The organism is Gryllotalpicola sp. CP2-P1 (genome assembly GCF_057512245.1).
Map to the genome: position 1 here is coordinate 1 of NZ_JBLRDT010000141.1, position 6,665 is coordinate 6,665.

Here is a 6,665-nt window from a genome sequence, read left to right on the forward strand (position 1 = left end):
GCGCCCGATGACGGCGGGCCCGACGCAGCGCGCGCCCGCGCCGATCACCGCGCCGCTGCGCACCGTCACGCCCGCGAGATGGTCGCCGACCCGGCTGGCGAGGACCGCCTCCGCCTCGATCGTGACGGCGTCTTCGACGAGAACGGATTCCTGCAGTCGCGCGCCCTCGCGCACGACGCAGTTGCGGCCGATGAGCACGTTGCGGCCGATCACGACTCCCGCTCGGATGTCGCAGCCGGTGCCCACCCGCGCGAACTCCCCGACGCGTGCGAGCCGATTCACCCGCGAGCGGTCGCCGATCGATGCGGTGGGGTCGATGCCAGGGGTGCGCACGGCGTGCATCGTGCTCAATACGCACCCACCGGGCGCAGGAGCACGCGGACCGTGCGCCAGAGGATGACGAGATCGCCCATCAGCGACCAGTTCTCGACGTAGAAGAGGTCGATGCGCACGCTCTCGTCCCAGCTCAGGTCGCTGCGTCCGCTGATCTGCCACATCCCGGTCAGTCCGGGTTTGATGTACAGCCGGCGCCGCACGTGGTCGGCGTACTCGGCCACCTCGCTCGGCAGCGGCGGCCGCGGGCCGACGAGGCTCATGTCGCCGACGAGCACGTTCCACAGCTGCGGCAATTCGTCGATGGAGTACCTGCGCAGCACGCGGCCGATGCGCGTGACGCGCGGGTCGTCCCTCAGCTTGAAGAGCATGCCGTTGCCGTCGTCTGCGAGCTCGCGCAGCGTGGCGAGTCTGGCCTCGGCATCCGTCACCATCGACCGGAACTTGATCATGCGGAACGTGCTGCCGTCCTTGCCGACCCGGGTCTGCCGGAAGAGGATGGGGCCGCCGTCGTCGAGTCTGATCGCGATGGCGGCGGCGAGCAGCAGGGGGCTGAGGGCGAGCAGGGCCGCCCCGGCGAGCAGCGCGTCGACGAGGCGCTTGAGGGTGTGCTTGCCGCCTTCGAAGCGCGGGATCTCGACATGGATGAGCGGCAGGCCCTGCACGGGGCTGAAGTGCACCCGCGGGCCGGCCACATCGACGAGGCGCGACGCGAGCACGAGGTCGGCGCCGCTGCGCTCGAGGCTCCAGCTGAGGTTGCGCACGAACTCGCCCTCGTCGTGCGGCTGGCTGGCGACGATGACGGCGTCGGCGTCGAAGTCGACCGCGGCCTGCGCCACGGTGCCCGGCTCGCACACGACGGGCACGCGGCTCGTGCCCTCGCTCACGAGGTCGACGCCGGTGTCGGTCACGGCGGCGCCGACGACGTTGTAGCCCGCCCCGGCGAGGCGGATCTGGCGCAGCACGTAGCGCACGTCCTGCGCGCTGCCCACGACCAGGGCGCGCTGCAGATAGCGCTTGTCGACGGGCATTCCGGCGAGCCAGGTCCGCCAGCTCCAGCGGCCGGCGACGAGCAGCAGCAGTCCGACGGGCAGCGCCGCGGCGAACTCCCGGCCGAGGTGGATGGCGAGCAGGATGTCGACCACGCCGAGAATGCCGAACACGCCGATGCTGGTGTTGAGCACGTGCTTGTACTCGGCGGTGCTGCTGTGCAGCGTGCGGCGGCCGTGGCTGCCGACGAGGAACAGGGCGAGGTACCACACGGTGCCGATGGCGACGCACACCGCGAGCTCGCGGCCCATGGGGCCGTGGAAGTTGAGCCAGTAGCCGATGGCGAAAGAGGTTCCCATCGCGAGGGCGATGGCTGCGGCATCCGTGAGTCGCAGCCCGGTGAGGTAGCGGCGAGTCAGGCGCGCCTCGGGGGAGCGCTTGGTCTCGACGCGTGAGGGAGAGGGGGTTGAACCCGCCCTCGCGATGGGAAGTGCGGTGGGGTGCACGTCGGTGGTCATGGGCTCGGCATTCTCCGAAGGGGGTTAGTGAGAATTACTCGACTATGCCGACGTTAGTGACCGATGCGCGAAGGCACCGCCCCCACTGCTGGGGGTGAGGATTCTTCAACTATACGCGAAGCGGCCCGAAGCGCCGGTCACACCGGGCTTCGGGCCGCTCGAGCGCGGCGAGTCGCGAGCGCGACTCGGCCGGATTCAGAAGTTGATCATGTGCCCCGTGAGGCCGTGGAACGCCTCCTGCAGCGCCTCCGACAGGGTCGGGTGCGTGTGCACGTTGCGCGCGAGCTCGTTCGCGCCGAGGTCCCACTTCTGGGCCAGGGTGAGCTCGGGCAGCAGCTCGGAGACGTCGGGGCCGATCATGTGCGCGCCGACCAGCTCGAGGTGCTTCTTGTCGGCGATCACCTTGACGAAGCCGGTGGGATCGGCAAGGCCGTGCGCCTTGCCGTTGGCTGTGAAGGGGAACTGCGCGACGACGACGTCGTAGCCCTCGGCCTTCGCCTGCTCCTCGGTGAGGCCGAACGAGGCGACCTGCGGCTGGCAGAACGTGGCGCGGGGCATCATGCGGTAGTCGCCGAGGGTCATGGTCTCGGCGCCGCCGATGGTCTCGGCGGCCACGACGCCCTGCGCCTCTGCCACGTGGGCGAGCTGCAGCTTGGCGGTGACGTCACCGATCGCGTAGATGTTCGGCACGTTGGTGCGCATGTGGTCGTCGATCGCGATGGCGCCGCGGTCGGTGAGCTGCACGCCGGTCGACTCGAGGCCGTAGCCGGTCACGTTCGGCGCGAAGCCGATCGACATGAGCACCTTGTCCGCCGTGATCGAGCCCTGCGCGCCGTCCTTGTTGCCCGTGTAGCTCACGGTCACGCCGGCGTCGCCGTTGTCGACGACCGACTCGACCTTCGTGTCGACCAGGATGTTGACGCCGAGCTTCTTGTACTGCTTCTGGATCTCCTTCGAGACATCCGCGTCCTCGTTGGGCAGCGCGCGCGGCAGGAACTCGATGATCGTCACGTCGACGCCGTAGTTCTTGAGGACGTAGGCGAACTCCATGCCGATCGCGCCGGCGCCGACGATCACGATCGACTTCGGCAGCTCGCGAGTGAGGATCTGCGACTCGTAGGTCACGACGTTGTCGGAGAGCTGCACGCCGGGCAGCAGGCGCACGGTCGAGCCCGTGGCGATGATGGCGTTGGCGAACGAGACGATCTCGGTCGAGCTGTCGGACTTCGTCACCTCGATGGTGTTCGCATCGAGGAAGCGGCCGCGGCCGTCGAACTCGGTGATGCCGTTCTTCTTCATGAGGAAGTGGACGCCCTTGACGCGCCCGTCGGCGACGCTGCGGCTGCGGTCGAACGCCGCGCCGTAGTCGAAGCTCACCTCGCCCGAGATGCCGAAGGTCTTGGCATCGTTGTGGAAGATGTGGGCGAGCTCCGCATTGCGCAACAGCGCCTTCGAGGGGATGCAGCCCACGTTGAGGCACACGCCGCCCCAGTACTTCTCTTCGATGATGGCGGTCTTGAGACCGAGCTGAGCGGCGCGGATGGCGGCGACATAGCCGCCGGGGCCCGCACCGAGGACAACGACGTCAAAGTGTGCACTCACGCCTCAAACCTATTCCTGTGCGTCGCGCGCCGCTAACTCGGCCCAGCGAACTCCCGAGTCCGCGGGGCGCCGCTCACCGCTCGGCGTCGGGCAGGTACGCCGCCGCCTGCAGGCGGAACAGTTCGGCATAGCTCCCGTCGAGGGCCATCAGCTCGTCGTGAGAGCCGTGCTCGGCCACCCGCCCGTGGTCGAGCACGTAGATGCGGTCGGCATTGCGCACGGTCGAGAAGCGGTGAGAGATGATCAGCGCGGCCCTGCCCTGCAGGGTGCGGCGCAGCGACGAGAACAGCTCGTCCTCCGCCCGCGGGTCGAGGGCGGCGGACGGCTCGTCGAGAACGACGAGCGGGGCATCCCGATAGAACGCGCGCGCGATGGCGACACGCTGCCACTGCCCGCCCGAGAGGTCGTGACCGCCTTCGAAGACGCGAGTGAGCGGCGTCTCGTAGCCCGCGGGCAGTGCCGAGAGGGCGCCGTCGATGTCCGCAGCGCTCGCCGCGGCGCGCACGGATGCCTGATCGGGAGCGTCGTCGGGGCGGCCGAGCGCGATGTTGGTCTCGGCGTCGAGCGCGTAGCGCACGAAGTCCTGGAAGATCACGGCCGTGCTCGCGCGCACGGCCCCCGGCGGCAGATCGGTCACGGGCACCCCGTCCCAGGTGACGGCGCCGTGGTCGGCGGGGAAGAGGCCGGCCAGCACCTTGGCGAGCGTCGTCTTGCCTGAGCCGTTCTCGCCGACGAGGGCGACCACCTCGCCGCGGCCGATGCGCACCGAGACGCCGTCGAGCGCGGCTTCGACGCGCCCCGGGTAGGTGAACCGCACGTCCCGCGCGACGATCTCGTCGAAGTCGATCGGGTCCCCGTGCACCTCGAGTTCGGGCACGCGCGGCGCGAGGGTCATGAACTCGTGCAGGTCGTCGAGGAAGAGCCCGGATTCGAAGATCGTCTGCACGCCGCCGGACAGCGCCTGGACCTGTGTCGCGAGCATGCGCACCGCGACGAGCGCGGCGCCGGCGGCCGCGACGCTCAGGCCGCCGCCCGCGATCAGCCAGACGAGCACGAGCAGCGTGCCGCCGAGCACGAGAGCGGCGGTCAGCTGCCCGATCAGGTTGAAGCCGCCGCGCCTGCGCAGGTGCGCGCCGAGCTCGTGCAGATAGCGCCCGTAGAGGGCATCGAGCCGCGCGCGCAGGTTGCGCGACAGGCCGAAGGCGCGCACCTCCTTGGCCTCGTCGCGGCCGGTCAGCAGAAGCAGCAGATAGGTGCGCAGCCGCGCCCGCTGGGTCTGCGCGACGTTGAAGCGGTACTCGAGCCGGCTCTCCTGGCGGGAGGTGAGCATCACGGGGATCCCGCTGATCAGGATGAGGGGCAGCAGCAGCGGGCTCAGCGAGTACAGGGTGGCGACCAGGCCGATGCTCGTCGCGAGGGCGCCGATGCACGAGATGACGCCGTTCGTCACCTGGAACGGCCGGGTCAAGGCGCTCGAGCGCACCCGGTCGAGTCGGTCGAAGAACGTCGAGTCCTCGAACTGCCTCAGGCCGACGCCGGTCGAGACGTCGAGCACGCGCCGCCACATCGTGCGCGTGACGGACTCCCCGACGAAGCGCGAGAGCGAGCCCTGCAGCGAGCCGGTCGCCGCCGTGATGGCGGTGAGCAGGGCGAGCACGGCGACGGGCAGCACGACGTCCGCCGCCCCGGTGCGAGCAACGTCGAGGATGCCTGTGAGCACCCACTGCGTCGCGAGCACCTGCAGCGCCGTCAGCCCCGCGCCGACCAGTTGCAGAGCGGTCAGCGCGGCGAACGAGCGGCGCGCCGACTCCCAGACGAGCGCGGTGCTCTCGCGAACGAGGCGGGAGAGGCGGCCGACGCTCTTCTTGGGCGCGGGCGCCCCGGTCGGGGTCGGGCTCACAGTCGGAGGCTACCCGTGACGAGCATCTCTCAGTTAGTGTTCGAGGCCCCCCTCATCTGGGCACAGCTGAGGGATTGTCAGGTTTTCCTGCGCATTGTTACCGTCGGACCACCCGTGCGGGGGCTTCTCGTCGGGTGTCTCCCGGATCACAAGGATCGCAACATGGCATATGAAGCACCTCGCGTCCGAACGGTCGGGCTCGTCGCCGACGTGACTCTCGCTCAGGGCCAGTTCGGCCATGACGACCAGTGGGTGTCCATCGACACCACCACGGGTCAGATCACGCAGTACGGACCGACCTACGGCACGCATGTCTCCTGAGACCTGCGTGTCGCCCCTGGCGCGGTTCGCCGCGCCAGGGGCCCCGGGAAGCGATGACTGACCGCGACTACGTCCGCCCGACGCCCGACGAGATCGCCTTCGGCGTCGTCGGCGACACCGCGGGCTTCTCGGTGACCGGCCTGCACCCGACCGGCGCGCGTGCCGCGCTCGAGCTCGAGATCGCCCGCTGCTTCGGTGACCGGCCCGTCTATGTCAGCTTCTCGGGCGGCCGCGACTCCTCCGCCGTGCTGGCCGTCGCCACATCGGTCGCACGTCAGCGCGGGCTGCCCGACCCGATCCCCGTGATCCGGCGCTATCCGGGCGATTCCGACTCCGATGAGACCTCTTGGCAGAACCTGGTGCTCGAGCACCTCGGCATCCGGCATCCGATCGTCATCGACGTCGTCGAGCGCGCGACGTACCTCGACGGCGCGGTGACGGCGAATCTGCGCCGCCGCGGCCTGCTGTGGCCGCCGGCGCTGCAGCTCGACGACCCGATGCTGCCGCTCGTCGCCCACGGAACCCTCCTGACCGGCGAAGGCGGCGACGAAGTGCTCGGCCCCCGCCGCATCACGCCGCTCACCCTGCTGCTCAAGCTCGGCCGTCGCCCGCGCCCCGCGCTTCTGCGCTGGGCGCTGCTTTCGGTGTTCCCACGTGGCCGCGGGCGTCTGAATCGCGAGCTGAGACAGGGCATGGGCTGGCTCACGGATGCCGGGCGCCGCGAGCTCGTCGAGAGGCTGCGCGCGGCCGATCACCGCCCGTGGCACTGGGGGCGCGAGACGATCGAGCTGCTGGGGCGCCGCGTTCCCGACGTGCTCGCGCGCAACTATCAGAGGGCCGCAGACGACCACGACGTGCGCATCGCGCACCCGCTGCTCGCGCCCCGCTTCGTGCGCGCGCTCGCCGCGGAGGGAGGCCGGTGGGGATTCGCCGGCCGCACGGCCGTGATGCGCCATCTCTTCTCCGACCTGCTGCCAGACGAGCTGCTCGCCCGCTCGACG

General features: G+C 70.2%; 6 protein-coding genes. 2 read left to right on the forward strand and 4 right to left on the reverse strand.

Features of this window, described 5'->3' with window-relative positions; genetic code table 11:
• The 4 genes from ACM2XV_RS10925 to ACM2XV_RS10940 all read right to left on the reverse strand — a co-directional run.
• Positions 1-333, reverse strand: a 333-nt coding sequence (locus tag ACM2XV_RS10925) for a DapH/DapD/GlmU-related protein (protein ID WP_487026945.1), incomplete at its 3' end; no start/stop codon positions are given.
• 14 nt (positions 334-347) lie between these two features.
• The gene (locus ACM2XV_RS10930; RefSeq protein WP_487026946.1) at positions 348-1,841 is read right to left on the reverse strand and encodes a sugar transferase; all 1,494 of its coding nucleotides are present in this window, start codon (positions 1,839-1,841) and stop codon (positions 348-350) included.
• 195 nt (positions 1,842-2,036) lie between these two features.
• Entirely contained in the window at positions 2,037-3,443 is a 1,407-nt protein-coding gene (lpdA, locus tag ACM2XV_RS10935) for a dihydrolipoyl dehydrogenase (protein WP_487026947.1), read from the reverse strand.
• Between the two features lie 73 nt (positions 3,444-3,516).
• Positions 3,517-5,343, reverse strand: a complete 1,827-nt coding sequence (locus tag ACM2XV_RS10940; RefSeq protein ID WP_487026948.1) for an ABC transporter ATP-binding protein — start codon at positions 5,341-5,343, stop codon at positions 3,517-3,519.
• Between the two features lie 162 nt (positions 5,344-5,505).
• On the opposite strand from ACM2XV_RS10940, the gene ACM2XV_RS10945 reads away from it, so the two are divergent.
• Together ACM2XV_RS10945 and ACM2XV_RS10950 are read left to right on the forward strand one after the other, a co-directional pair.
• Positions 5,506-5,664, forward strand: a complete 159-nt coding sequence (locus tag ACM2XV_RS10945; protein WP_344776851.1) for a hypothetical protein — start codon at positions 5,506-5,508, stop codon at positions 5,662-5,664.
• Between the two features lie 53 nt (positions 5,665-5,717).
• Positions 5,718-6,665 (forward strand): asparagine synthase-related protein (locus ACM2XV_RS10950; protein WP_487026949.1); only part of this gene is annotated, 948 nt, incomplete at its 3' end.